Genomic DNA, 24,289 nt, shown 5'->3' on the forward strand with positions numbered 1-24,289 from the left:
CGGAACTTTCTATACAAAAAATAATCAGTTATTTATACTTTAAACATCCAGCCATGCCGGTCAGGCACTTCGTTGTTGCGAATGGCTGTGAGCCTGGCTTTGAGTTCGTGTGCGGTAGTACATTTTTCAGGATCGATTTCAATCACAAAATCCTGGTAGCGCAATTCTTTGATCAAAGAAATGGTAGCGGCCGTACCGGTACCGAATGCTTCTTTCAGTTTGCCTGCCTTGTATGCTTCGATCAATTCATCGATGCTGATGCGGCGTTCTTCTACTTTAATGCCCATTTCGCCGAGCACGGTGATAGCGCTGTCGCGGGTTACGCCTTCGAGAATGGTGCCTTCTTCGAGTGATGGGGTTACCACTTTATCGTTGAATACAAAGAACACGTTCATGGTACCTACTTCCTGCAGCCATTTGTGTTCGTGCGCATCTGTCCACAACACCTGGTCGTAGCCTTTATTTTTAGCTTCTACCGCAGCACGCAGGCTGCCGCCATAGTTGCCGGCATTTTTAGCATTGCCCACACCACCGGGTGCGGCACGTGTGTATACTTCTTCTACGTAAATACGCATGGGCGCAGCATAGTAAGGGCCTGTAGGACTTAACAGGATCATGAACTTATAGGTATCAGAAGGTTTTACACCTAGTACCGCGTCGGTAGCGAACATAAATGGCCTGATGTAGAGTGAATGTTCTGCTTTGGCAGGAATCCAGTCTTTTTCCACTTCAACAAGCTGGCGCATGCCTTCGATGAAGATTTCTTCAGGTACTTCGGGCATTTCCATGCGGCTGGCCGACTGGTTAAAGCGCCTGAAATTATCGTAAGGGCGGAAGATAAACGCTTCGCCTGCAGCATCTTTATAGGCCTTGATGCCTTCAAAAATAGACTGACCATAGTGCAGCGCCGCAAGTGCCGGATCCAGCATCAGGGGCTGGTAGGGTTTAATTTCAATGTTCTTCCACTCGCCGTTAATACAATCGGCCACGAGCATGTGATCGGTAAAATATTTACCGAAAGGAAGACTGTCAAAACTAAAATCTTTCAATTTACTTGTCTGCACCCTGGTTACAGGTATTTCTAAAGCATCGATCATAACACTATAAATTTGTACAAAGAAACAAAAAAAAGAAAACTAACAACCGTTAATATCAGCAATATGCCCGGTTTAGACAATATTCAAATACCTGATACTTTGTTGGCCGCTTTATACAAAGATACGCTAATAGCGCATGACAATTTTAAACAAATTGCCCCTGACAAGGCGAAAACCGATACCGCTCCGGCACCTGAAAAGCCGCCTGTTGCCATGCCTACGCCATCGAAATGGTTCCTGGGCGATAATGCGCGCGGCATTGTTTTACTGGTGAACGATGCTGAAAATGTATACCTGGCCGATGACAGCCTGCAGTTGTTAAGCGGGATACTTGCCGCGTGCAAGCTGAACCTGGCCGATGTAGCAATTGTGAATACCGCGCATATCGGTTTTACCTATCAACAGATTAAGGAGCAAACCAAAACGAATTATTTTTTCCTGTTTAATGTGCCTGCGCCATCGGTTAAGCTGGCGTTTGATATACCGCACTACCAGGTGCAGCAGTTTGACAACTGCACTTTTTTAACTGCGCCCGACCTGCGCGCGCTGCTGGGCACTACTCCTGAAGCCAAGCTGGAAAAGAGCAAATTATGGCTGAGCCTGAAAAAGATCTTCAATTTATGATGCAGAAAACGCTGGTGTTTGCCACCAACAATGAAAACAAGGTTACCGAGATACGCAATGTGATAGGCAGTGATTTTTCGATCATTACCCTGAAGGAAGCAGGGATTGACATTGATATTCCCGAGCCGCACGATACGCTGGAGGCCAATGCCACCGAAAAATCGACCACCATTTACCGCATGGTTCACCAGGATTGCTTTAGTGAAGATACCGGGCTGGAAGTAACGGCGCTGAATGGCGAGCCGGGCGTAAAAAGTGCCCGCTATGCCGGGGAAGGCCGTGATTTTTCGGCCAATGTAGACAAGCTGCTGCACAAGCTGGAAGGTGAAAGCAACCGCCGGGCACGCTTCAGAACAGTGATATCGCTGCTGTGGGAAGGCAGGGAATATTTTTTTGAAGGCATCTGCCCGGGCGTCATTACCCGTGCACCGAAGGGTGACGGCGGGTTTGGTTACGATCCTGTTTTTATACCTGATGGCGATACCCGCACTTTTGGGGAAATGACCGTGGAAGAGAAAAAGCAATTCAGTCACCGTGCAAAGGCCATGCAGCAGCTGATTGCCTTTTTGAAGAAAGCGGTATAGCCCAAAAAAGAGATCCATTACAGACGTAACGGATCTTTTACTAACAATTGCCCTTTGAAGCTCAATAAACCAACGTCAAGTAAGGATTTGGCTGTGTCTCTTCCTGTATTGGACGTTGCCAGTTAAAAACTGGACATATAAATATCGTCGTTGCTATACTTTAAAAATATCGAGCCCTCCAAAACACACATGCCCGTCAGATGCGAAATGCAGGTTGTGTGCATCGTCAATAAACGGGAACTGCAGCAGGGCTTCGAGCGTATCGGGCGCTATATCGGGATTGTAGTAGCCCGGTGTTTTTGCTGTCATTGACACTCTCCTGCCGTACGGCAGTGGGGCAAAACCGGGGGCACATTAACAGGTGCTTAACGCTATTCCTGATTAAAAGTAGAAAGTAAATGCTGAGTTAAAAGAGGCAGTTTTATTCAACAGCAATCCGGCAAATCAGAATTGTGAACAGGGTGAACATTCATCGCATTCAGCGCGCAATACAATGTTTACCGTATTTTGCGGTGTATCCTCAATCAATAACCAGGTATGGAAAGAGTAAAAGTGCAGTTGCCCGATCAGTTTAATTTCACCGCCCGCATTCCCATCCGCATCACCGATTTAAACTATGGCGGCCATGTAGGCAATGATGTTTTCTTATCATTATTGCACGAAGCAAGGCAACAGTTTCTGCTGCACCACGGTTATTCCGAACTTAGTTTTGAAGGCTGCGGTCTTATTATGGCAGATGCAGCTATTGAATACAAACACGAACTCGCCCACGGCGATGTAGTTGAAATTGCCGTTGCAGCAACGGGCTTTGATAAAATTGGTTTCGATTTATATTATCGCATGGAGCTGGTACATGCCGGTGGCAACCAGCTTGCCGCCAAAGCCAAAACAGGCATGCTGTGTTACGATTATGCGCAGAAGAAAAAAGTACCCGTGCCTGCAGCAGCGATAGCGGAGCTCAGCATGAAACGTGAGTGGTGAATCGACAGTCGTGACACTACTCACCACTCACCACATCATTCCATATCTTCCAGTTTTCCTCTGCCTGTATGGTGAGCATATCATAGCCGTTTTTTACTACTGCGCCCTTTTCAGTGCCGTGTTGTAAAAAGCGGGTGAGCGGCGGGTTGTACACCACATCGTACAAATAATGTTGCGGGGTAACCAGTTCGTATGGTATGGGGGGTGCGGTTTCTACATCGGGATAGGTGCCGAGCGGTGTACAGTTGATGATAACCAGGTAAGCAGCCATTATATCCGCTGTAAGCATGTCGTACGTGAGATAGTTTTCATGCGGTGTACGCGATACATACTTGTAAGGCATGCCCAGTTGCTTCAGCGTGTACTCAATAGCTGCCGCAGCGCCGCCTGTGCCCAGTATAAGGGCCTGTGTGTGGTGCGACTGCAGCTGTGGTGTAAACGAGCGCTGAAATCCGGTGCAATCGGTATTGTAGCCAAACAGCCGGCCACCTTTTACACGTACGCAGTTGCATGCGTTCATCTGCTCTGCAGCAGGTGATACATGGCTAAGCCAGGGCAACACATTGCGTTTATGCGGAATGGTAATGCAAAAGCCTTCCAGCGTTTGTTCCGATTCAAGCAGCTGCGTTAACTGCGCAATATGCTCCATCGGGTAAGCATTGAAAACGGCGTCGGTTATCCCTTCTGCCGCAAACTTTTCCGTAAAGTATTTTTGCGAAAAAGAATGCGACAGCGGGAATCCAATGATACCGAATGTACGCATTGGTTATATTTTGTTTTTTTCTTTGTCGAGATACAGATCGAATGTGTCGCCGCGTAAACCGATACGCATGGTTTCAAGCGCGATAACTTCAGTAGGCGCAATATTGCCGAGGTTTACATTGCAACCCAGCAGTTCGAGGAAGTACAGCTGCTGTGCTTTCTGCGGTGCTTCCCACATAATTTTTTCACCGGGAATCTGGGTGAGAATTTCATTTACCAAACCTTCACGCACTTCGCCCGAACCGCGGTAAATACCTACGTTACCGGCTTCACGTGCTTCGGCAATAACATACGAGCTGCCTGCTTCCAGTTCAGCACGCATCAGTTCAATCCATTTGTAGGGAGGAATAATGTGTGCCGCATCTTTGCTGCCCACTTCGCTCAGTACAGTGCCGTATTTGGTCAATTTTTCAATATAACCGCATTTCTCTGCATGCGGAATGGTAATAGAACCATCACTCACTTCCATGTAGGAAATACCGTAATCTTTACAAACGGCAATATAATCTTCAAACTGGTTACGGATCAAAAATGCTTCAAACAAGGTGCCGCCAAAATAGATGGGAATATTGTATGACTGATACAATTCAATTTTTTCACGCAGGTTAGGGGTAACGAATGACGTGCCGAATCCAAGCTTCACTATATCAACATGCGGGTGGGATACGCTCATAAAGTTCTGCACTTCATTTAAACTTAACCCTTTGTCCATTACCATTGTTAAACCGTACGTGCGGGGCTGGGCTGTTCTTTCAGGGATCTGCGATAAGAAAAAATTCATCATTATCATTCATTTTGCGGAAGCAAAAATAGGGAACGCCGGGGAATTGCGTTTTTTTGATTCTTAATTGCCCTAAAAACGCAATTGCCGGCGTCTCCACCGGCAATGTTATTGGTATAAGTTCATCAGCCTGCTATGAGCAGACCTTTACATTTTCTTACCCTTTTTATACCGGGCAATCAAATCTACCACCTGGTTGTTCTGTAAAGCCACCGGTTGCAGTTCCAGGAACTTTTTGAGCAGTTTGGGGGATGTTTCCAGTCCTTTTTCCAGCTGTAACAGGGCTTCTTTCGATTTGCCCATGCCAAACAGCGCGGCGCTGTAATAATAACTGAACACGGGTTTGCCTTCGGTAGCTTCCAGCGCGGCCAGACTTTGTTCTGCTGCTTCCTCATAAAATTCGCCCTTGTACAGGCAACGGATTAATGATTCCCAGCCATTTACAAATTTTGGTTTGCTGCGCACCACCAGCCCGAAACACTGGATGGCTTCTTTTATTTTGCCCTGTTCCATTTTGCATTCGCCCATGGCCAGGTTGTATTCAGGCACATTGCGCTGCAGGCGCATGGCATTTTCCAGCTGTTTTACGGCATTTTCCCAGTGTTTCTCGTTAATGTAAGTCTGGGCAATTTTATAGTGCAGTTTACTGTCGTCCGGGTTCATGTGCGAAGCCTTGCGGTAGTGAAACCTGGCCTGTGCGTTGTTGCCCATGCGGTGGTAACAATGGCCGATGGCCTCGTAAATCACCTCTTCGGGGCGGGTAAGCTCCAGTACCTTTTCCAGCGCTTCAATGGCCTCCTTGTATTTGCGCAGGCGAATATAGGCATCGCCCATGTTGCGGTAGGCGTAGTCGAATTTCTCGTCAATCGCAATGGCGTACTGGTAAGCATCAATGGCTTTTTCGTACAGTTTGAGGCCCTGGAAGGCGGCAGCCAGGTTAAACCAGGCCAGCTCGTTGTACGGCAGGTCTTCGATTATTTTATGGTGCAGGCGGATGCTTTCTTCGTTGCGACCGGTAAAATCGGTCCAGAAACAGATTTTATACAGGGCCTCCTCATTGGAAGGTTCTTCTTCCAGTATCAGTTTCAGGCAGTCGAACACCTTGTCAAACTCTTCGTAATCGTCGTACACATCGGCCAGCTCAAACAGCAGGTCAATGCGTTCTTCCCCGTCAAACTGCAGCAGGGCTTCCTGTAACAGCTGAACGGCCTTCTCCTGCTGGTCGAGCGCCAGGTAGGCATCGGTTTTTAAAATAAAGAGGTTGATATCGGTGCTGTCGAACAGTTCGGCGTGCTCCAGCACATCCAGGGCATCCTGGTATTTGCGTGTGGCAATTAATAAATCGGCTTTTTTAATGAGTAACTGGGAGGAGTAAGGGAAGTAATGCAAGCCGGTTTCGGCTGCTTCCAGTGCGCTGGTTAAATCGTCACGGTCGTCAAAATAGTCGATGATACGCTCAAAGGCATCTTCTTCAAGAAAAGCGTGTCCCCGGCCCGATCGCAAATTCTCGTATTGTTTCAGCAACTCCTTCAATTCTTCTCTGTCTTCACGGAAGGGATTCTCTCTCATAGTTCCTTAGGTTTATGTAAAGTAAATCAAATCGCGCATATTTCCAATTCTGCCGTAACTTTTTCGTATTTTATCCGTTTTAACAAAATCAATAAAAAGTTGTTAAATATTTTAGAGAAAATCACTAAATTTGCAGGTAGAATATGAAGCAAAAGCAACCATACCGGATTTTAATAACTGCTGTAATCGCGCTCCTGTGCGTTACAAAAGTTGCTGTTGCCTCATTTTCAGGCTCTTCTGATGATAGCAAAAATAAGGTGAGCCTAAAAAACCTGAACAAATATTCTAAAGTTTACAACATTCCTTCTCTCCGGACTGTAAGCGGCTTTCCTTTTAAAAGCATCCAGGATTTCGACAACCAGGGTGACAAACCAGAAACCATTACCCTCGCGCCTTCCTCACAGGAAGTTACCTCCTTCATGCGCGTTGAACGCGGCAACACAACTTACGTATTTCCTTACAAATACAAAGTGAAAGTGCCACTGGCCAAATTTAAAACGCCTTCTACTCCGGCTTTTCGTTAGTACAAACTTTCGTGGAAAATCTTTTCTGTTTGAAGTTTAAGGTTTAACGTTTAACGTTGGGCTGTTTACCCTGCTTGTCCCCTCGCTCATAAGCTGTATTGTTTCATTGTTCAAGAGTTCAAAAGTTCAATTTGGCGACGTTTGAACGTTTAACGTTGGGCTGTTTACCCTGCTTGTCCCTCCCTCACAAAGCTGTATTGTTTCATTGTTCAAGAGTTCAAAAGTTCAATTTGGCGGCGTTTGAACGTTTAACGTTGGGCTGTATACCCTGCTTGTCCCCCTCGCTCACAAGCTGTATTGTTTCATTGTTCAAGAGTTCAAAAGTTCAATTTGGCGACGTTTGAACGTTTAAAGATTAACGTTGGGCTGTTTTACCTCCCTTGTTCGTTATGCCATTCCGGGAACACAAAAAAGCCTCCCCGAAAAGGAAGGCCACATAAATATCCTGCAGTACTTGAACCTTTTAAACTATGAAACAATTGAACTACAGTTCACCTGAAACATTAAACCTTCAAACGTGAAACGTTAAACGTTGAACGTTAAACTACAAAATCCTATACCCCGACTTCGGCACTTCGAACTTCACTGCCGGTACCGGGTCAAGGTTCATGGATACGGCCACAAAACGGATCTTTTGTTTGTCTTTATCGCCCTGGGTTTCGTACTCCAGCACAAAGCCGGGGATGCCTTTAAACTGGTAATCGTTCTCGGCGATGGACGGCACAATGGCCGGCGCATAAAAAATATTCAGCACCGTACCGCTTTTTAAAGTGGCCACGGCTTTTTTACATTCATACCCCAGTATGGTTTTGGTTTCGCTGGTGAGCGAAACAGACATGCCATCGTATTTCTGGTTGAACTTTTTCCATTTATCCGCATCCAGGGTTGACATGTATTTCTGCCCGCCTATTTCGCGCAGTATTACCGCCGATCCCCTGAGTGCATTGTACAGGGTGGTTTGCGTAAACTCGGGGCTTTGCATATCAATGCGTACATCGCGGCCACGCAGGTAAACGGTTTTGGTGGTGCGGGTGTCTGTAGCACCATCGTCACCTACCGACACCTGAAAATGCACGGTACAATCGGCAACGGTTTTAGGGGCTTGCGCATACCCTGTCACCAGGCTTGCGCAAAACATTATTATGATGAATAGTCGATTGATTATAACCATTTAAAGCAGCATTTCGGGCTAAAAGTAAGGAAAAGATGATTGCAAAATCCGGCACACCTGTTTTTCCGTTATTCATCCATTTTTCCAGTGAACGGGGAATGCCTGCAGGTTGCCGGTACAATCCATTGTTTTATTCAGTGCGCCCAAGCCGGCAAAACCAGCTCGTTGTACAGCATAAAAGATACCTTATGCCGGTAATGCTGGTCGTTCACAGCATGCACCCACCTGATACCATTGATGGAATTGGTTAAAAAAACCTCCGAAGCTTCACGCAGCACCTCCGGCTCCAGCCGGGTTTCCTGTGCCGGTATACCGGCCGCATGCATGGCCGCCAGCAGGTGCCTGCGCATTACCCCGCCCACACACCCCTCTGTAATGGCCGGGGTTTTTACGATCCCCTCGTGTACTACAAAAATATTGGCAATGGTGGCATCTGCCAGTCTGCCGCCGGTATTCAGCAGCAAGGCATCATTCAGCTGCTGCTGTTTGGCCCACAGGGCAGCCATTACATAACACAGGTAGTTATTGCTTTTTACATGCGAAAAATCATCTGCAGCCTTGCGTGCGCGGGTGTACACCCCGGTTACCAGGCCGTTTTCGTTAAAACGCCCCGCTGCAGGCGGCAGCTCCCAGCTTTGGATTAATATATTCGGGTGCAGGTTCTCCGCATCGTACAAACCGCCGTCTCCCCTGAAAACCGTGATACGTATTCTCGCCGCACGCTGGTGCCTGTTTTTTTGTACCAGCCGCAGCACCTCTTCCTGTAGGCTTTCGGCCGTTAACAATGGCGGCTTTTGAAACAGCAGGGTATCCAGCGAGGCAAACAGCCGCTCCATATGCAGCCGCCCCAACACCAACACCCCATTGAGCATTTTCATGGTTTCAAAAAAACCATCACCATAGCGAAAACTCCGGTTGTCTGCTGAAATACAAGCCGTTTCAGCCGGCAGTATTTTCCCGTTAAGCATCATGTAATGGCCTGTATCCATGATCCAAAGCTAAAGAAAAACAGCTGCAAGCGCATAGCTGCAAGCTTGTGGGGGCATACCGCCTGCGGCGGGCGTGGCGGCACACTTTAACCACGGCGCGAGACAGCTTCAGGTTGCGAGCTTGTTTGCAAAAAATCGCCTCCGGCAATAGTAAACATACCCGCTTAGATAGTCTCGACGTGTCGACTGTCGATGCTCGAAAATTGGACCCGCTTCAATCACTCACGACTGACGCCTCACGAGTAATACCCGCTCCGGTCATCTTGACTGTCGCCTCTCGATTCTCGCTATCGCTGCTTATCTTGCTTCCATGAAAATTGCTGACATCATCAGGGAACTGGAAACGCTGGCCCCGCCGGCTTACCAGGAATCGTACGACAATGCCGGGCTGCTAACCGGGTCTGCCGGCTGGGAATGCACCGGCGCACTTTGCACACTCGATGTTACCGAAGCCGTTGTAAACGAAGCTGTTCGCCGCGGCTGCAACCTTGTGGTGGCGCACCATCCCATTATTTTTAAGGGACTGAAAAAGATCACCGGCAGAAATTACGTGGAGCAAACCATTATTGCCGCTATCAAAGCCGATGTGGCCATCTACGCCATTCATACCAATCTCGATAATGTACTGCATGGCGTAAATGCCCGTATTGCTGATAAAATAGGGCTTATCAACCGCCGCATCCTGGTGCCGAAGGAAGGCACCCTGTTAAAATTGTACACTTTTGTACCGGTAGCCCATGCCGAACAGGTGAAAAATGCACTGTTCAAAGCCGGGGGCGGACAAATTGGCCAGTACAGCGAATGCAGCTTTTCTGCCGAAGGCGATGGTACTTTTAAGGCAGGCGAAGGCACCCACCCCTTTGTGGGTGAACAGGGCCAGCGCCATACCGAGCGAGAGCTGAAACTGGAACTGGTGTTCCCGGCGGTGTTGCAGCAACCCATTATACAGGCCCTGCTCACCGCACACCCCTACGAAGAAGTGGCCTATGATATTGTGGCGCTTAACAATGATTACCAGCAGATTGGCAGCGGCCTTATTGGCGAACTGCCTGTCGTAAGCACCGAAACCGGGCTGTTGCAGCAGCTGAAACAGGCATTTGGTCTGCAGGTGATACGCCATACCCCCTTACTGGGCACCCCGGTATTAAAAGTAGCCCTGTGCGGCGGGGCCGGCAGCTTTTTAACAGGCGCGGCACTGGCAGCAGGTGCGCAGGTATACGTTACAGCTGATGTTAAGTACCATGAATTTTTTGATGCCAACAGCCGGTTGGTAATTGCAGATATCGGGCATTGGGAAAGCGAACAATTTACCATAGATTTACTGTTTGACATTTTGCTGGCAAAATTCCCTACCTTTGCCGTCCTTAAATCCGAAATTGCCACTAACCCTGTCCACTATTTCGTATAGGTGCTCCTGGCAATCAAACAGATAATTCAGGTGGCTGCATATGCAAGCGCCATCCTGTAACTTGAAACCTGAAACTTGAAACATATATATGGCTACCGTTAAAGACTTTTCTGTAGAAGAAAAACTCTCAGCCCTTGTTAGGTTGCAGAAAATAGACAGCAAACTGGACGAAATCCAGATTTTGAAGGGAGAGCTTCCAATGGAAGTGAGTGACCTGGAAGATGAGATTGCTGGTTTAAACAGCCGTAGAACGCGTATTGAGGAAGAGATCAATGGTATTACTGAGTTCATTGAACAAAAGAAAAATGCCATTAAAGATGCGGATGCACTGGTTAAGAAATACGAGAAACAAAGCCAGGCCGTAAAAAACAACCGCGAGTTTGAAGCCATCAACAAAGAAATTGAGATGCAGCAGCTCGAAGGTAAACTGGCCGAAAAACATATCCGCGACGCAAACGAAGAACTGGCCGATAAAGCCAAGGCCCTGGAGTATGCTAAAAAACAGATCGCTTCCAAAGAAAGCGTACTGACGCACAAGAAAGGTGAACTGCAGAAAATTATTGCAGACACGGAGAAAGAAGAAAACCATTTCAACGATCTCGCTGCCGAAGCACGCAAGGCTATGGATGAGCGCCTGCAATATTCGTACGACCGTATCCGCAAAAGCTACCGTAACGGCCTCGCTGTAGTGCCTGTTGAAAGGGATGCCTGCGGTGGTTGCTTCAATGCAATTCCTCCTCAGAAACAGAGCGAAATCCGCCAGCGCAAAAAAGTAATGGTTTGCGAAAACTGCGGACGTATCCTCGTTGACGACGAGCTGAACAACGCAATTGAAATCAAATAATCATTGATAAAATTCCTTCAAAGGGTGCTGTAATACAGTGCCCTTTTTTATTTTCGGCCTATGAATCAACAGCTGACCAGGATTTTGTGCGTGCTGCTGCTTTTCTGCTCCCCGCTGTATAGCCTGGCAGAGAAAGTATTCGACTTTAACAGCACCTGCCAGAAAGCGTATAATGAAGTCACCAGTCTTAAACTGTCCGCAGCGCAATCCACCATCACCGAAGCGCGCCGCCAGAACCCCGATAACCTCATCCCCGATTTCCTCGAAAACTATATCGACTTTTTCGAGTTGTTTTTTAATGAAGATCCCACCCAGTACGAACAACGCAAACCCCATTTCGATACCAGGCTCGATAAACTGGCCGAAGGGCCCGACAGCTCCCCCTACTACCGCTATTGCCGCGCCATTGTTACCTTACAAAAGGCAGCAGTAGCCATCAAGTTCGGCGAACGCTGGAGCGCAGGCTGGGACTTCAGGCGTGGTTTCTCGCTCATTAAAGACAACCGCAAGGCATTTCCCTCCTTTGCCCCCAACGATCTTATTTATGGCCCCCTGCAGGTAGCCGTAGGCACTATTCCCAACGGGTACAAATGGCTCGCCAGCCTGTTTGGTATGAAGGGCTCCATTAAAGACGGCATGCAGATTTTCCGCAGCTTCCTCAACAGCAACGATCCGCAGGCCAAACAGTTTCTAAACGAAGCCCAGTTTTACTACTGCTACCTGGTGTTTTACATCGAGAACAAACCCGACGAGGTGTTACAATATATCGCCGGCAACAAACTTGATGTGGTAAACAACCACCTGTTTGCCTACATGGCCGCCAACCTGGGCATCAACAACAAAAGAAATGAATACGGCAAACAGGTAATCCTGTTCCGCAACCCCTCAGCCGAATACATGGCCACCTCCGTATGGGATTTTGAACTGGGCTACGCACGCATGCGCCACCTGGAACTGCCCGATGCCATTCGCTCGTTTGAAAGATTCCTCACCCATTTCAAGGGCCGCTTTTATGTGAAAGATGTATACCAGAAATTAAGCTGGTGTTACTACCTGCAGGGCAATACCGCAGCTGCAGAAAACGCCCGTGCACTGATCCTGAAAAAAGGCGCTACCGATACCGATGCCGACAAACAGGCGCAGCGCGAAGCCAAAAACAATACCTGGCCCAATGCCCTGTTGCTGAAAGCCCGCCTGCTGAGCGATGGCGGTTACAACAAAGAAGCGCTGGCCATACTGGAAGGTAAAAACACCGAATACTTCGCCAAACCCGAAGAGCAACTCGAATTCGCTTACCGCCTCGCCCGCATTTACGACGATATGGGTCATGATGCAGCCGCCATACAAGCCTACCTGGCAGCCATTAAACTCGGCGAACACCGCCCCGAATACTTCGCCGCCCGCGCCGCCCTGCAACTGGGCTATATGTACGAGCGCCAGGGCAAAAAAGCCATGGCCATGGCTTTTTACCAGCAATGCCTGGACATGGATGACCACGAATACAAAGATTCCCTCGACCAGAAAGCCAAGGCAGGCATTGCGCGGTGCAAGGGGCAATGACGCCGTGAATAGTCAGTCGTGAGTAACAAAAGCCGGTGAATAGTGAATAGGCAATAGTGAATAAACTTAGCGGGTACTATTTCGATCATCGGGACATCGACACATCGAGACTATTTAAGCGAGCCGTTGATGGAAGCGGATCTTATTGCTGCTGGCCGTGCCGGTGTTCTCATCGGCATGATGTGGCTTCACCAGGTTGGCTGTGGGGACACAGCCAACGGCAGCAAACTCGTCCGCGCTGCGCAAGCAGCCGCGGACATAATACGCCGTTGCCGGTGTCCTCACCGGCAACTAACTCCGCTCCGGTAAAAAATCTTCGCCCTGGTCATTCACAATTGCCTATTACTATTCACCCATGATCCCTTCACACCGGCTTTCCATTTTCACATTACCACACTTTCAAATTTTCAAATTAGCATCGCGCGAATGCGCGATGCTTTATATTTGGCCACTGAAATTGTTATGCTCAAAAGTTTGCACATTAAAAATTACGCCATTATCGATGAACTCAACATCGACTTCTCCGGGCGTTTGAATATCATAACCGGTGAAACCGGTGCAGGTAAAAGTATTTTGATGGGCGCACTGAGCCTGATACTGGGCGACCGTGCAGACACCTCGGTACTGATGCAGGCAGACAGCAAATGTTTTGTTGAAGGTACTTTTATGGTAGCCGGTAAACCTGCTATCGCCGCTTTCCTGCAAAGCAATGACCTGGAAGAAGAAGCAGAACTTACCATACGCAGGGAAATTGCTGCCAACGGCAAATCACGTTCTTTTATCAACGATACGCCTGCTACCCTTCAGCAGCTGCGCGCACTGGCTTCCCTGCTGGTTGATCTGCACCAGCAGTTCGACACCCTGGAACTGGGCGACGCCGATTTTCAACGTACGGTGCTGGATGCACTGGCCGGACAGGCAACAGCAGTACAAACCTATAAACGCGCCTACCAGCAATGGCACCAGCAACAGCAACAGCTCGCTGGCTTGCAGGAACAGAAGCAGAACTTCAACAAAGAGCTGGACTATTTCCAGTTCCAGTACAGCGAGCTGGAAGAAGCCGCCTTTGCAGAAAACGAGCTGGAGAACATTGAACAGGAACTGCAGCTGCTTACCCACGCAGAAGGCATCAAAACCACGCTCAACCGCGTGTACTACGACCTGAAAGAAAGCGAGCAGCCCATACTCACCCTGGTTAAACAAATGAGCAGCCAGCTGCTGCAGTTTAAAGATTACCACAGCGATGTAGCCGCCATTGCCGTTCGCCTGCAAAGCGCGCACATTGAACTGCAGGACATAGCCGGTGAAGTAGACCGCCTGAACGATGCCGTGCAGTTTGACGAGAAACGCATTGAGACCATCAACGACAGGCTGGCCCTGGGTTATAAGCTGCTCAAGAAACACGGACTGAAAACCACTGCCGAACTGCTGCAATTACAAAACGAACTGCAGCAGAAATTACAGGCTGTACTGAATATAGACGACGCCATTGCCGCGAAAGAAAAAGAAGTAGCCACCCTGCTCGCCGAAGCACAGCGCCAGGCCACCGCCCTCTCTGCCGCCCGCAAACAGCAAACACCTTCCCTGGAACAGCAGGTGAATGCCCTGCTCGCACAGGTAGGTATGCCCAATGCACGCCTGAAAGTGGCTGTTACCGACACCGCACTGCACGCTTATGGCATGGACCAGGTAGACTTCCTGTTCGACGCCAACAAAAGCAACCGCTTTGAGCCTATCCGCAAAGTGGCCAGCGGTGGGGAATTAAGTCGTTTAATGTTGTGCATTAAATCGCTCGTGGCGCAATCCATTGACCTGCCCACCATGATATTCGATGAAATTGATACCGGCATTTCAGGTGAAGCCGCCAAACAGGTGGGTATTATCATGAAAAAGCTGGCTGATGCCCGCCAGGTTATCTGTATTACGCATCAGCCGCAGATTGCCGGCAAGGCAGATGCGCATTTCTTTGTGTACAAAGGCACCAGGGGCGACGCCATTACCACCAATATCCGCCAGCTTACGCAAGAAGAGCGCATACTCACCATAGCCCAGATGCTCAGCGGCGAAAAACCCACCACCGCTGCACTGGAAAATGCACGCGAAATGGTGATGAGTTAGCAACTGCCGTTGGCTGTGTCCTCACAGCCAACATTGAACACATCATGCCGGTGGGAACACCGGCATGGGCGGGAAAAACTAACAGTTTTGTAACTTTGCTTCTTAAACAGACAGGAAATGGGGGAGGACAGATCAAAGAAGCAATGGTTATTACTGACAGGAATTTTGACTTTTCTATTATTGGTTAACCTTGGCGCAACACCCATCTATATATTAGATGAGGCTAAAAACGCCCAATGTGCACGCGAAATGCTGCAACGGGGCGATTGGGTGGTACCCACTTTTAACGGCGCACTGCGCACAGACAAACCACCGCTGCACTATTTTTTTATGATGGCCGCTTACAGCATCTTCGGCTACACCGCGTTTGCAGCACGTTTTTTTTCCGCACTGGCAGGCATTGCCACCATGTTAGTTACTTACGGTTACACCAAACGCCACAGCAATGCATTCACCGCATTGTGTGCAGCATTGGTGCTGGTGGCCAGTCCGCATTACTTATTCGAGTTCAGGTTATCCGTTCCGGATCCCTACCTCATTTTATTCATCACACTCGGATTGTTCAGCGCCTACACCTGGATAGAGGAAAACAATAGCAAACAGCTATACATTGCAGCTATTGCCTTTGCACTGGCCACACTGGCGAAAGGGCCGGTAGCACTGGCTTTGCCGGGCTTATGTATCGGCAGCTGGGTAATCATCAAAAAGCGATGGGCACCACTGCGCACCTGGCACCTGGTGCCGGCATTTATACTGCTGTGTTGTATTGCACTGCCCTGGTACATTGCCGTATTCCGGGCTACAGATGGTGCATGGACCAAAGGCTTTTTTATTGACCATAACCTTAACCGCTTCGCTGATCCGCAGGAAGGGCATGGCGGCTTTTTCCTGCTGCCTTTATTGTTCGTTACCGTGGGATTGCTGCCCTTTATGAGCTTTGCAGGTGAACTGGTAAAGAAGGGGCACACAGTTTTTAACAGCAGCCTGCCGCAGTTTGGCGGAATTGTGTTTGCCGTGTTCGTGATATTCTTCAGCATATCCAGCACCAAACTGCCTAATTATCCTATGCCCTGTTATCCCTTTGCAGCGGTGATGATCGGGCATTTTATAGCAGCATTGCTCACGGGTGAAATCAGTTCACGCAAATACCCCGTATACATCATCGCCGTGTTTTTAGCCATTGTGCCTGTGGCAGGATACCTTGCTATCCGCAGCGAACCGGCTGCTGCATCGGTTAGCAGTGTGGCATTGCTGCTGCTGGTGGTGCCGGTTGGCTTTATAGTATGGCTCATTATAAAACAACGCAATGCCACCTGGACACAGCTGGTAAAAGCACTTGCTGTTGCCTTTTTTGCATTCAACATGCTGGGACTGCATATTGTGTATCCTGTGTTGTACAGGCAAAACCCGGTAAGCAAAACGCTGGCGCTGGTACAACACCAGCCGGTGCTGAGTTACCAGCTGTACAATCCCGGTTATAACTTTTATATGCCTGGCGTTATTCCGCGTTATCATACCATCGATTCGTTGCGCAAAGCGCTGGAAGCAAACCCCTCGGCGCTCGTGATCAGCAGGAAGGAATTCTTCGATTCACTGCAGCTGCACCTGCACCTGGAAATAAAGGCAGAGGCGCACGATATTTTTGAATCACCCACAACCGTTATCTTGCAGCAACATGCAACACCTTAATATAGCCGCTTTCAAAAAAGGCATTCAGTTAACAGCCATGCTGGCCATGTTTACCCTGAGTGCCTCGGCCATACTTGGCAAGAATGAATGTTTTCTATGGCTGAATACCAACCTCGGTATAGTGGCAGATTATTTCTTTGCTGCATGGACTTACATGGGTGACGGACTGGTATGGATTGCCGTATTACTGGTGCTGCTGTTTGTGCTTAAGAAAAAGCAGTTCTTACCCATGGCCATTGCCGCATTTTTATTAAGCACTGCATTTACGCAGATAGGCAAACACTGGATACGCCCCGGCGAAGCGCGCCCCATCAGGGCTATTCATGAAACCAACCTGATACATACGGTTCCGTTTGTAGAGGTACATACCATTTCCAGTTTCCCCAGCGGACATACCGGAACTGCATTCACCATTTACCTGTTCCTGTGTTTGCTGATACCCGGCACCTGGTGGGTAGCAGTGGGCTTCTTATACGCCATACTGGTAGCCTACTCGCGCATCTACCTGGCACAACATTTCCCGCTCGATGCAGGTGCAGGTATGGTGATAGGTATCCTGTCGGCCTCCCTGGCCATGATCATACAGCAACGTTTTACAAAGAAATCGACAGTAGTGAGTGGTGAGTGAGAAAGCCGCCATCGAGAATCGACAGTCGACAGTCGAGACCATCTTAGCGGATACCAACCTATAAAGCAGTTGCGGGTGTCCTCACCGCAACGATATTCGCTACAGTAAAATCTCCGCTCCGTTCATTCACTATTGCCGATTCACTATTCACCAGTGATCCCACTCACCAATTCACCGCTCTTCTGCCCGCATTCACCGCTAAAAGCCCCTGCCTTTCACGCTTTCACATTACAGCAACATTTTGTAATGCTGCTGGCATCTGTTTTGAATCTATACAGGCATAAATCTGTTTGTATGAAAAAGATGATACTGATAGCCGGATTAATGATGAGCGGAATGGTGTATTATAATACTGCTGCTGCACAGGTTAGCGTAAACGTAAATGTAAATATAGGCAACCAGCCTGTTTGGGGACCTACGGGTTATGATCATGTAGACTATTACTACATGCCCGATATCGATGCATATTATTATGTACCTGAAAGACGTTTTATTTATTACGAAAACAACCGCTGGGTAAGGGCTTCAGCCCTGCCTCCTGCTTATCGCAACTACGATTTGTACAGGGGTTATAAAGTGGTGATCAATGAACGTGAACCTTACCTGCACGATAACAGGTACAAAGCACAATACGCACGATACAGGAACTGGAACGGAAGACAGCCCGTTATCCGCGATAGCCGCGATCAAAGGTATTATGTGGTAAAAGGTCACCCGATGTATAACCGTACGGTTGTACGCAACGACCGCAACGATCACAACAACCATTGGGATCGTGATGATCATGATCATGATCATGACCACGGCCATGGCCGCCACTAAATAAAAAAGCCCCCCGCTTAAAAACGGAGGGCTTTTTTATGAGTTGTTGGTTACTTCAGAAATCCATAATCCACTACCCTGCGCAGGTAGGTTTTATTGGAAATAACCCAGGTAATTTCATAACTGCCGCCTTCTTCTTTCTTCAGCAGGTAAATGTATATCTTCTTGCCATCGCCTGAAAAATACACACCACCGTACGGCTTCAGCTTACCATTGCCGGCATCGTTGTAGGTAAACACCGGGTTGCAGAAATCGGTATAGGCTGCAGCGGGTATGGCGATAGTATCACCGGCAATAGTCAGCGTAACTGCACTCACCGTTGTTTTGGGCACACTGCCGTAGTTGCCGAAATAGCCCTTGTTGTCTATTTTAATGAGGTGTTCTTCAGAATAGGCAAGTTTGTGTTTGTCTGCCAGGAATGGACCCGAACGCAGCGTAACTGTAACATCGTTGCCGGAGAAAGTGATAAAATCCTTACCGTAGTCAGTAACCGGGATAGATTGCAGGGGCTCTTTACCTGCGCCCTCATCAATACCGGTCATGGTAAAAGTGGCCAGGTCGGCACGGATATCTTTCTCCTGCATTTTAGAGAACATATCCTTCTTGCTTCTGAAATCAGGGAAATCGAGTTCCTGCGCATGCACGCATAACTGCAAACCGATACACAATACTAAAAACAGTGTACGCATCATATAATAACGGGTTTAAAATTCAGGCATTGTTTTGGCAAAGCAATACCATATTTCCAAAGATATGGAATATCTGCACCGGCTTTTACTGCCCTTTTTACTGAGTTTTGTGTTCAGCACTGCCCTGCGTGCCCAGGCAATTACAGGTCCGCAGGGTGAGCTGTTCAACATACGCCTCATTGCCGACAAGCTCAGCGATCCCTGGGAGGTTACGTACGGCCCCGACCAGTACCTGTGGGTTACCGAGGCCAAGGGATACCGTGTATTGCGTATTAACCCCATTACCGGCGTTAAAACTGTGCTGCTCGATCTCAATAACCAGCGCGATTTTCCCCGCTACGATGTAATACCCGATTCAGCAGACGGCGGTAAACCCTGGCCGCAGGGCGGACTAATGGGTATGGCCCTTCACCCGCGGTTACTGAAAGGCCAGCCTTATGTGTTTCTCGCCTACCTGTACCACTTTGCAGGTGTTAACGAACAGGGACATGGCTGCGCAGAAAACTTCGGCGGCTGTTATTTTACCACCCGTATTGTTCGGTACACCTACAATAGCACCCGGCAAAAACTGGAATCACCAGTGGTGCTGTGCGACAGCATACCCGGCAGCAGCGATCACAACGCAGGTCGCCTGCTGATAGCTCCCGTAAGCAACGAATACTATCTTTTTTACAGTGTAGGCGATATGGGTGCAGGGCAGTTTGACAACGCAGGCCGCCCCAACCATGCGCAGAACATCGATTCGTATGAAGGGAAGATATTGCGGTTTAATGTATATCCTGATGCTGACAGTAACCGCTACAACAGCTGGATACCGAACGACAATCCTTTCTGCACAGCCGACCACCAGAGTGCGGTATGGAGTTACGGACACCGCAATGCACAAGGACTGGCGTACGCTTTCATTGGCGGCAACTACCGCCTGTATGCAGCAGAACACGGCCCTTTTTCAGATGATGAGATTAATATGGTTGATGCAGGAAAGAATTATGGCCACCCGCTGGTAATTGGTTACAACGATGGCAACTACGACCACCTTGCGGCAGGTGTTACCGCAGAAGCAAGTTTGCCCGGCCCCTGGCATACCAGCTACCCGCTTATCAACAGCGAAGCAGCCAATGCCAAAGCCATGGGCGACAGCTACCGCGATCCCATTAAAACACTATACCCGAATACCAATGCGTTTTTAAACAACGTGATGACACGCATCCGCAACAACGACCCCGAAAAACCCACCTGGCCGTCTGAAGCGCCCAGCAGTGTATCGGTATACACCTCCACTGCCATTCCCGGCTGGAAAAACTCGCTGCTGGTTACCACACTGAAAGGGGGAAAACTCATTCGCCTGCAGCTGGATGCTACAGGCGAACACGTGATCAGTGATACGATCAACTATTTTAAAGGACGTTTGCGTTACCGCGACCTCGCCATTTCAGACGATGGCTATAAAATATACCTCGCGCTCGACAGCACCATTGTATCCAGCGGCCCCACTACCGTACAACCTATGGAGACTGCCAAACGCGGCTCTGTGATTGAGCTTACTTACATCGGCAACACACGCAGCAGCAACAAGACACCGGCAGACAGTATCCCCATTCAACGCCTGGATGTGCTGCCCAGGCGCAAACCCTGATTTACGGGTTTACAATTACCGCAGCCCTGCCACTTCTGCCACGCGTATCAAATGCTTTAAATGTAATGGTTCCCTTGGTAGTTACAGGCCCTGTATACAGTGCGCTTTTGGTATCAGGTGTTTTGCCATTGGTGGTATAGCGGATCACCAAACCGGGCAACTGTATATTAGCTGTTACTGCACCATTTATTACAGCGGCACCTGGCACAGGTATACGGTATTGATAGCCGCCACCATAATAATCCAGCCTGGGCAGTTCAAACTTGCCTATGCGGTTTACAAACTGGTTCCAGGCTTGCCGGTATAGCTGTGGCATAGCAGCTTTATCAGCGGTTGCCCATTCAGGGTCTTTGGCCCATGCGCGCTCTGCAATACCCAGCAGTTTGGGCAGCAGCATGTATTCCAGGCGCTTTTCGTCTACCAGGGTTTCTGCCCACAGCAATCCCTTTACGCCAACAATATTGCTCTTGCCATAATCGGTTAAACGCTGTTTGCCGACAAACAGCGACTGGTCTACCGCATTCCCGTTTTTGTCAACAACAGCGTTTTTGAAGTAATCGAACGGGATAAAACCATACGGTTTGTCTATATCGATAAAGGCGCCCCAGTAATAACCCGGCTCATCAAAGTCTTTGTAATACGCCATATCCAGGTAGTTATTGGTAACGCAGCTCAGCACTACCTTATAACCTGCATTGGCCAGTTTGTAGGCCAGGTCTTCATCGCCATCGCCCAGCACATTGTTCCATACATCTACCTGGAAAGGTGTGGCGATAAAATCAGGATTGGGTACACGGAATGGCTTGCCGTCGAGTTTGGTCTTGCGCAGTGCCGTTTCTTCCCAGCCGGACAAGAACAACCTGCGCTGTTGTAAAATGTTATTGAGTTTGCCATAGAAATAGTACCATACATCCTCTGTGGTTTTCACATTGCTGTTACTGTTCTTCAATGCAGCAAAAGCAGGAGATTTTTCCCAAACACCTGCGGGCACTTCATCGCCACCCATGTGTATGGTGGTTAACGGCGCACCTGCTGCCGCATACATATTGCGCAGCTCATCAACCACCTTCTCCATAAAATGATACACAGAAGGCATGGCAGGATCAATTACATTATCATTCCAGTTTTGAACAGAACTGTATTTTGATGCATCCTGCACATCATGCAGCAGGTATTCCTTAGCAGCTGCCGTATCGCCTGCAGCCATAAAATGCTGGTACCGTGCAAACATGGCGCGTGAGGCGGCACGGGCATGGCCCGGCGCTTCTATTTCAGGTATCACCTGTATATGACGCTGGTTGGCATATTGCAGCAGTTCAATAAAATCTGCTTTGGTATAATAACCGGAGCCTTGTGTATTATTCACATCCGGACCAGAGCCGTATGCCGGCTGCAGGTGATCGGTATTGGTAGCAGTGTAACCGCGCTGGCTGCCGATGGCCGTTAACTCAGGCAACCCGGCAATTTCAATACGCCAGCCTTCATCATCGGTAATGTGAAAATGAAAGGTATTGAGTTTATACAGCGCCATCAGGTCGAGCACTTTCTTCACTGTTGACTTTGGTTTAAAGTTGCGGCCCACATCCAGCATAAAGGCACGGTAGCCGAAACGCGGCGCATCGTATACTTTAACACCAGGCAGCTGTATCGCTTTGCTGGTACCTGCCCATACATTTACCGGTACCAGTTGCAGCAGGGATTGTATGCCGTAAAATATACCCGTAGCACTGCCGGCTTTAATGGTTACACCATTACCCGTTACCTCCAGGGAATAAGCACCTTCCGGTTCGGTTCCCTGTTCCAAATGAATCACAGCCTTATCAGCAGCGTCTTTCAGTAATTCGGCATGTACCGGTTTTGCATTGGGTGCAATGGCATTCAGCTGTGTGCGCAGGTAAGCCGCTTCGTTTTCAAAGCCTGCCGTGTACGCAATGTTTACAGATGCAGGCAGTGCGAATGCTTCGCCTGTTTCTGCATACGCCACCGGTGTGGGCAGTATTTTGGTGAGTTGCTGTGCAGGTACATCAGTAATGTTTTTGTTCTGCTCAAATAAATCCTGCGCAGTTACCAGTCCAATTTTATCTCCTTTAAAACGTAAGTATTGTTTGGGCTGTGTAGATGGGATAATGTTCACCGCAGGCAGGCTGGTACCTGTTGAAGCGCCGTCCCACACCAGGAACAGGCCATTGGGTGCATCGGTAAAATTCACCACCCATGCTTCAGAAGTAAAGCCGATGCGCACACTATCGCCCGGTGCGAGCGGTGCAAAACCGGCAGCCGGTGCAATGGAATACAGGTCGCCGTTTTCGTGCTGCACAGTGACATTGCCATCTATCGCTTTCAGCACAGAGCGGCCAAAGTTGAAATAGATCTTCCAGCCAGTGGCAGGCAGGGGTGTTTTGTTCTTGTTTACAAAAGTGAAAGCAGTAGCGCTTTGCGCCTCACCCTGGTAGCCGTTTTCCAGCACCTGCCAGCTAACAGCCAGCTGCCGGGGATTAAAATTGTTCTTCTGGGCAATACCAGTTAAGGAAACCGCAATAAAAGCAAGCAGCAAAAGGTTCTTCATTCAATCGTTTTTTATCAGAGTAGTAAGTAAAAAGGGTACGCGGGCAGCCACTGCAATCATTGCTGCAACAGCTGCCTCACTGCAACCGCAGTTATACGCGTACATAAATTTTTTTCATATCCAGTATTTTTCCCACGCACCAGCACAATAGCATATACAATACGGCAAACAGCAATGAGCCAACCGGGCCAGGTATTGCAGCCTGGAAAATATACTTGTTGAGCCAGCCGTATAAATGCAGTTTGGGCTCCATGTGAATGGTAAACAGTACAATGGCCAGCAGTTCGCTGAGCAGGTAAATAAACAGCGGGTTTTTACCGAACACGGTAAAGAAACCCGTGCCACGTCGCACGTTTAAAAACTCTATGAGGTATATCAGCGCAGCAATCAGCACCAGGTCAATACCCACGGTGTTCAGCACAAATGAACTGGTCCATAATTTTTTATTGATGGGAAACACCATGTTCCATACCAGGGCCGTAAAAATAAGCAGGCAGCCGCAGAGCAGCAGTTTGGTAAGTCCCTCGTAGGTTTTGCCCTTCTGTTGAATAAACAAACCGGTAAAATAACCCAGCACCACGTTTACAATAGCAGGGAGTGTACTCAGCAACCCCTCGGGATCAAACGGGATACCCTCCCCATGATACAAATGTGCATCACCCAGTATCCATTCATCCAGCCGCATGCCTGCATTGCCCGTCATGCTCAGCGGGTCGGCGCCTGTCACCGGGAACAGCAGCAATACCACCCAATAACCCAGCAACAGCACGGCCGATACAATCATCACCGTTTTGCGTTTGCAATACAATATCAGCAGTGAAGCAAACAGGTAAGCCAGGGCTATGCGTTGCAGCACACCCATAATACGCGTGTTGCCAATGGGGTTGCCTGCCCAGCTGCCATCAGGCAACTGGTGTACAAACGGGAACCAGTACATCAGGTAACCCAGCAGGAAGATCAGTACACTGCGTTTGAGTATTTTCTTCAGCGCAGTTGCACGTCCTGCCCCAGTGTATTTTTTCATGGCAAAGCTCATGGCATTGCCCACGGCAAAGAGAAAGGAAGGGAAAACGAGATCGGTAGGAGTAAAACCATGCCAGGCCGCATGTTTTAAGGGGGCAAAAGTATACAGTTCGCTGCCCGGTGTGTTTACGATAATCATAAAGCAAACAGTCATGCCGCGAAATACATCCAGTGCCAGAAACCGGTTGTTTGGTTGTGCCATTGCAGTAGTTTGTTTAGTCAGT

General features: G+C 48.7%; 22 protein-coding genes. 12 read left to right on the forward strand and 10 right to left on the reverse strand.

Annotated features, from left to right (window positions below; all coding sequences use genetic code 11):
- Positions 1-32: 32 nt before the first annotated feature.
- Entirely contained in the window at positions 33-1,097 is a 1,065-nt protein-coding gene (locus DXN05_RS21190) for a branched-chain amino acid aminotransferase (RefSeq protein WP_116849305.1), read from the reverse strand.
- 12 nt (positions 1,098-1,109) lie between these two features.
- Between DXN05_RS21190 and DXN05_RS21195 the strand changes: the two genes are divergently transcribed.
- Together DXN05_RS21195 and rdgB are read left to right on the forward strand one after the other, a co-directional pair.
- Positions 1,110-1,721, forward strand: coding sequence for a hypothetical protein (locus DXN05_RS21195; RefSeq protein WP_116849306.1), 612 nt, complete (start codon positions 1,110-1,112; stop codon positions 1,719-1,721).
- Complete coding sequence (gene rdgB / locus DXN05_RS21200) at positions 1,688-2,305, forward strand: RdgB/HAM1 family non-canonical purine NTP pyrophosphatase (RefSeq protein ID WP_245975268.1); 618 nt, start codon at positions 1,688-1,690, stop codon at positions 2,303-2,305. The genes DXN05_RS21195 and rdgB overlap by 34 nt, the downstream gene beginning before the upstream one ends.
- A gap of 153 nt (positions 2,306-2,458) precedes the next feature.
- Here the strand turns inward: rdgB and DXN05_RS24775 are convergent, their stop codons facing one another.
- Positions 2,459-2,614 (reverse strand): hypothetical protein, encoded by a 156-nt coding sequence (locus DXN05_RS24775; RefSeq protein ID WP_158559382.1) that lies wholly within the window; start codon positions 2,612-2,614, stop codon positions 2,459-2,461.
- Between the two features lie 228 nt (positions 2,615-2,842).
- On the opposite strand from DXN05_RS24775, the gene DXN05_RS21205 reads away from it, so the two are divergent.
- The gene (locus DXN05_RS21205) at positions 2,843-3,286 is read left to right on the forward strand and encodes an acyl-CoA thioesterase (RefSeq protein ID WP_116849307.1); all 444 of its coding nucleotides are present in this window, start codon (positions 2,843-2,845) and stop codon (positions 3,284-3,286) included.
- Between the two features lie 16 nt (positions 3,287-3,302).
- Here the strand turns inward: DXN05_RS21205 and DXN05_RS21210 are convergent, their stop codons facing one another.
- The 3 genes from DXN05_RS21210 to DXN05_RS21220 all read right to left on the reverse strand — a co-directional run bounded on the left by DXN05_RS21210 (position 3,303) and on the right by DXN05_RS21220 (position 6,398).
- A complete protein-coding gene (locus DXN05_RS21210; protein WP_116849308.1) occupies positions 3,303-4,049 on the reverse strand; it encodes a shikimate dehydrogenase family protein in 747 nt (248 codons plus the stop codon).
- A gap of 3 nt (positions 4,050-4,052) precedes the next feature.
- The gene (locus DXN05_RS21215; protein WP_116849403.1) at positions 4,053-4,829 is read right to left on the reverse strand and encodes a phosphosulfolactate synthase; all 777 of its coding nucleotides are present in this window, start codon (positions 4,827-4,829) and stop codon (positions 4,053-4,055) included.
- A gap of 147 nt (positions 4,830-4,976) precedes the next feature.
- Positions 4,977-6,398, reverse strand: coding sequence for a tetratricopeptide repeat protein (locus DXN05_RS21220; protein WP_116849309.1), 1,422 nt, complete (start codon positions 6,396-6,398; stop codon positions 4,977-4,979).
- A gap of 143 nt (positions 6,399-6,541) precedes the next feature.
- Here DXN05_RS21220 and DXN05_RS21225 point away from each other — a divergent pair, with 143 nt between their 5' ends.
- A complete protein-coding gene (locus DXN05_RS21225) occupies positions 6,542-6,922 on the forward strand; it encodes a hypothetical protein (protein WP_116849310.1) in 381 nt (126 codons plus the stop codon).
- Between the two features lie 544 nt (positions 6,923-7,466).
- On the opposite strand, the gene DXN05_RS21230 is transcribed toward DXN05_RS21225, so the two are convergent.
- A complete protein-coding gene (locus tag DXN05_RS21230) occupies positions 7,467-8,060 on the reverse strand; it encodes a hypothetical protein (RefSeq protein WP_116849311.1) in 594 nt (197 codons plus the stop codon).
- Between the two features lie 167 nt (positions 8,061-8,227).
- On the reverse strand, positions 8,228-9,082 hold the full coding sequence (locus DXN05_RS21235) for an aminotransferase class IV (RefSeq protein ID WP_116849312.1): 855 nt from the start codon (positions 9,080-9,082) through the stop codon (positions 8,228-8,230).
- 310 nt (positions 9,083-9,392) lie between these two features.
- Here DXN05_RS21235 and DXN05_RS21240 point away from each other — a divergent pair, with 310 nt between their 5' ends.
- The 7 genes from DXN05_RS21240 (at position 9,393) to DXN05_RS21275 (ending at position 18,151) form a co-directional block, all read left to right on the forward strand.
- The gene (locus tag DXN05_RS21240; RefSeq protein ID WP_116849313.1) at positions 9,393-10,490 is read left to right on the forward strand and encodes a Nif3-like dinuclear metal center hexameric protein; all 1,098 of its coding nucleotides are present in this window, start codon (positions 9,393-9,395) and stop codon (positions 10,488-10,490) included.
- An 88-nt stretch (positions 10,491-10,578) separates the two neighbouring features.
- Positions 10,579-11,334: a zinc ribbon domain-containing protein gene (locus tag DXN05_RS21245; RefSeq protein WP_116849314.1), complete on the forward strand. Its 756-nt coding sequence runs from the start codon at positions 10,579-10,581 to the stop codon at positions 11,332-11,334.
- 60 nt (positions 11,335-11,394) lie between these two features.
- Positions 11,395-12,894, forward strand: a complete 1,500-nt coding sequence (locus DXN05_RS21250; protein WP_116849315.1) for a tetratricopeptide repeat protein — start codon at positions 11,395-11,397, stop codon at positions 12,892-12,894.
- A gap of 462 nt (positions 12,895-13,356) precedes the next feature.
- Positions 13,357-15,012 carry a DNA repair protein RecN gene (gene recN / locus DXN05_RS21260; protein WP_116849404.1) on the forward strand — a complete coding sequence of 552 codons (1,656 nt, stop codon included), beginning with the start codon at positions 13,357-13,359 and terminating at the stop codon, positions 15,010-15,012.
- A 117-nt stretch (positions 15,013-15,129) separates the two neighbouring features.
- Positions 15,130-16,701, forward strand: coding sequence for an ArnT family glycosyltransferase (locus tag DXN05_RS21265; protein WP_116849317.1), 1,572 nt, complete (start codon positions 15,130-15,132; stop codon positions 16,699-16,701).
- A complete protein-coding gene (locus DXN05_RS21270) occupies positions 16,688-17,329 on the forward strand; it encodes a phosphatase PAP2 family protein (protein ID WP_116849318.1) in 642 nt (213 codons plus the stop codon). Before DXN05_RS21265 ends, DXN05_RS21270 begins: the two co-directional genes overlap by 14 nt.
- 294 nt (positions 17,330-17,623) lie before the next feature.
- Positions 17,624-18,151: a hypothetical protein gene (locus tag DXN05_RS21275; protein ID WP_116849405.1), complete on the forward strand. Its 528-nt coding sequence runs from the start codon at positions 17,624-17,626 to the stop codon at positions 18,149-18,151.
- A gap of 50 nt (positions 18,152-18,201) precedes the next feature.
- Here DXN05_RS21275 and DXN05_RS21280 read toward each other — a convergent pair whose 3' ends face one another.
- A complete protein-coding gene (locus DXN05_RS21280; protein ID WP_116849319.1) occupies positions 18,202-18,843 on the reverse strand; it encodes a hypothetical protein in 642 nt (213 codons plus the stop codon).
- Between the two features lie 31 nt (positions 18,844-18,874).
- On the opposite strand from DXN05_RS21280, the gene DXN05_RS21285 reads away from it, so the two are divergent.
- Complete coding sequence (locus tag DXN05_RS21285; RefSeq protein ID WP_116849320.1) at positions 18,875-20,476, forward strand: PQQ-dependent sugar dehydrogenase; 1,602 nt, start codon at positions 18,875-18,877, stop codon at positions 20,474-20,476.
- Between the two features lies 1 nt (position 20,477).
- Here DXN05_RS21285 and DXN05_RS21290 read toward each other — a convergent pair whose 3' ends face one another.
- A complete protein-coding gene (locus DXN05_RS21290; protein WP_116849321.1) occupies positions 20,478-23,042 on the reverse strand; it encodes a family 20 glycosylhydrolase in 2,565 nt (854 codons plus the stop codon).
- A 91-nt stretch (positions 23,043-23,133) separates the two neighbouring features.
- On the reverse strand, positions 23,134-24,267 hold the full coding sequence (locus DXN05_RS21295; protein WP_116849322.1) for an acyltransferase family protein: 1,134 nt from the start codon (positions 24,265-24,267) through the stop codon (positions 23,134-23,136).
- Between the last annotated feature and the right edge of the window lie 22 nt (positions 24,268-24,289).

Origin of the sequence: Deminuibacter soli (assembly GCF_003412455.1) — a bacterium.
GTDB lineage: Bacteria > Bacteroidota > Bacteroidia > Chitinophagales > Chitinophagaceae > Deminuibacter > Deminuibacter soli.

What these genes read in the sequence shown, in the direction of transcription:
- DXN05_RS21190 (WP_116849305.1), bottom strand. Translation starts at nt 1,097, where the DNA reads ATGATCGATGCTTTAGAAATACCTGTAACCAGGGTGCAGACAAGTAAA.
- rdgB (WP_245975268.1), top strand. Translation starts at nt 1,688, where the DNA reads ATGGCTGAGCCTGAAAAAGATCTTCAATTTATGATGCAGAAAACGCTG.
- DXN05_RS24775 (WP_158559382.1), bottom strand. Translation starts at nt 2,614, where the DNA reads ATGACAGCAAAAACACCGGGCTACTACAATCCCGATATAGCGCCCGAT.
- DXN05_RS21205 (WP_116849307.1), top strand. Translation starts at nt 2,843, where the DNA reads ATGGAAAGAGTAAAAGTGCAGTTGCCCGATCAGTTTAATTTCACCGCC.
- DXN05_RS21210 (WP_116849308.1), bottom strand. Translation starts at nt 4,049, where the DNA reads ATGCGTACATTCGGTATCATTGGATTCCCGCTGTCGCATTCTTTTTCG.
- DXN05_RS21215 (WP_116849403.1), bottom strand. Translation starts at nt 4,829, where the DNA reads ATGAATTTTTTCTTATCGCAGATCCCTGAAAGAACAGCCCAGCCCCGC.
- DXN05_RS21220 (WP_116849309.1), bottom strand. Translation starts at nt 6,398, where the DNA reads ATGAGAGAGAATCCCTTCCGTGAAGACAGAGAAGAATTGAAGGAGTTG.
- DXN05_RS21225 (WP_116849310.1), top strand. Translation starts at nt 6,542, where the DNA reads ATGAAGCAAAAGCAACCATACCGGATTTTAATAACTGCTGTAATCGCG.
- DXN05_RS21230 (WP_116849311.1), bottom strand. Translation starts at nt 8,060, where the DNA reads ATGTTTTGCGCAAGCCTGGTGACAGGGTATGCGCAAGCCCCTAAAACC.
- DXN05_RS21235 (WP_116849312.1), bottom strand. Translation starts at nt 9,082, where the DNA reads ATGGATACAGGCCATTACATGATGCTTAACGGGAAAATACTGCCGGCT.
- DXN05_RS21240 (WP_116849313.1), top strand. Translation starts at nt 9,393, where the DNA reads ATGAAAATTGCTGACATCATCAGGGAACTGGAAACGCTGGCCCCGCCG.
- DXN05_RS21245 (WP_116849314.1), top strand. Translation starts at nt 10,579, where the DNA reads ATGGCTACCGTTAAAGACTTTTCTGTAGAAGAAAAACTCTCAGCCCTT.
- DXN05_RS21250 (WP_116849315.1), top strand. Translation starts at nt 11,395, where the DNA reads ATGAATCAACAGCTGACCAGGATTTTGTGCGTGCTGCTGCTTTTCTGC.
- recN (WP_116849404.1), top strand. Translation starts at nt 13,357, where the DNA reads ATGCTCAAAAGTTTGCACATTAAAAATTACGCCATTATCGATGAACTC.
- DXN05_RS21265 (WP_116849317.1), top strand. Translation starts at nt 15,130, where the DNA reads ATGGGGGAGGACAGATCAAAGAAGCAATGGTTATTACTGACAGGAATT.
- DXN05_RS21270 (WP_116849318.1), top strand. Translation starts at nt 16,688, where the DNA reads ATGCAACACCTTAATATAGCCGCTTTCAAAAAAGGCATTCAGTTAACA.
- DXN05_RS21275 (WP_116849405.1), top strand. Translation starts at nt 17,624, where the DNA reads ATGAAAAAGATGATACTGATAGCCGGATTAATGATGAGCGGAATGGTG.
- DXN05_RS21280 (WP_116849319.1), bottom strand. Translation starts at nt 18,843, where the DNA reads ATGATGCGTACACTGTTTTTAGTATTGTGTATCGGTTTGCAGTTATGC.
- DXN05_RS21290 (WP_116849321.1), bottom strand. Translation starts at nt 23,042, where the DNA reads ATGAAGAACCTTTTGCTGCTTGCTTTTATTGCGGTTTCCTTAACTGGT.
- DXN05_RS21295 (WP_116849322.1), bottom strand. Translation starts at nt 24,267, where the DNA reads ATGGCACAACCAAACAACCGGTTTCTGGCACTGGATGTATTTCGCGGC.